The organism is Microvirga aerilata, assembly GCF_016743775.1.
In the GTDB taxonomy this organism is placed as follows: Bacteria; Pseudomonadota; Alphaproteobacteria; order Rhizobiales; family Beijerinckiaceae; genus Microvirga; species Microvirga aerilata.
On the sequence record NZ_JAEQMY010000258.1, the window covers coordinates 1 to 1,607 of the forward strand.

Sequence of the window (1,607 nt, forward strand, 5' to 3'; positions counted from 1 at the left end):
GATCACGACTGGATCTTCGATTAAGATCGGCCGAGTCCCATTCGATGGTTCAAGCCGCGAACGCGTTGAGCCAGTGGATCGCCTGAACTTGCTCGCAACCCGCCGTATTCCGACGGGATAGATCGTCAACTCGCCTGAAGGAGCGATGCAAAGGCGTAGGAAGTTCTTGTAATGCGGGCTCCTGAGAGCGCTTGAAGCATCGTCCCTATGGTGGCGGAACACATTCAACGACAAGGTCAGGTAAAGAGCCAACACCAGCGGTCCTGCGATGTACCCTGCCACAGCTGTCGCGAGTGCTGCCAGCGGAGGCTGCCACGCAAGCCACTCCGACCCAAACTCCACCAACCAAGCTTGGAGCGTTGCCGCGATCGCCCCTCCCAGCAGAACGGCGGCGGCAATATGGGAGAAAGCGTGGATCAGCCCGGCTGTCCAGCGGTACCACAGCTTGGAGGTGTCGGTGAAGAACACCACGCCTGTTGCTACCGCGACAACCCAAAACAGCGAGAACGGCTCCCAGGACAGCCGCTGAACCACTTGGGACAGAAGATCGGCCGCTGAACCCACCTGGGTGTCAGGCGTGATCAGGGCCGATGCTGTGACGGTATAAGCCGGGGCCGTCGCAAAGCCGAACGGCCAATTGCGGACTGGAAAAAGGAACAGGTTCGTCCAAGCAAGCCACCAGGAGTGCCAACGGGACGGGAACTTCCTCCGGCAGAGGAAGTTGGGCTCCCCTTCATCACCCTCCAGTACGCTATCGTCGTGCCCATGGGTTAGGTGAAGAAAGGCACCGCCACCGCCCGCAACGATCTTCTGCACGCCACTTTCATTCTCGTGGCGGGAATAATGGTGATAATCGCCTGCCAAGAAGAGTTTAACTCTGTCGCCAAAGAGAGCCTCAAGCTCACGAATGGACCGGTACGCATACTCGTCCGGATAGATCTTCTCGTTAATCCAGTTAGGCTCAGCATGGCAGAGGATAATGCTCTCATCCGGGCCAATCTGCTTTTCAAGCCGCTCAAAGAAGGCATGCTGGGGGCCATCAATGTCATTGCCGAGCTGAAGATCCGTTCCAATCAACCACCAGCCTTGCGGAAGCTTGAGTGCAAAGTAGCTCCGCTGCTGCGGGGTCTCCCAGCCGGCAAAGCTGCCGCGGGAGCAGAAGAGGCGAGTAAACGAGACCAGACTGTCATACCAGTCATGGTTGCCGGGCACGGCAAACACATGGGGGCTCGATCGCAGCGACCCGGTGGCGTCTCGTTTGGGAAAAGCATGCTCATAAGGCAAGATTAAGCGCGTCTCGTAAGCTTCCAAGCTGGCAGCTGGATAGACCTCGTCGCCTCCAAAGATCAGGATACTCCCGCGCTCCGTCTGAACTTCCTTGGTGCCATCGCCCTGCGTCTTGCTGGTGGAGAGTATGAGATTGTCCTGGGCGACATGGTACGCAACCGTGTAAGTTGCATCCCAGCCGTCACCGGTGTCACTGATATAGTCCATCCAGAACGGCGCCTGCTGGCCACTGTAGTCGTAGGGGCCGAAGGGGGCGGCGCCCTGTGCTCCACTTTGGCTGCCATCATCACGGGTGATCCCCTCGACAAGCCGCGGGTCGG

At 58.6% G+C, this 1,607-nt stretch carries 1 protein-coding gene; it reads right to left on the reverse strand.

The window, feature by feature from the left end:
* The coding region (locus JKG68_RS32170) for a metallophosphoesterase (RefSeq protein ID WP_202066472.1) at positions 1–1,607 on the reverse strand (1,607 nt) is incomplete at both ends.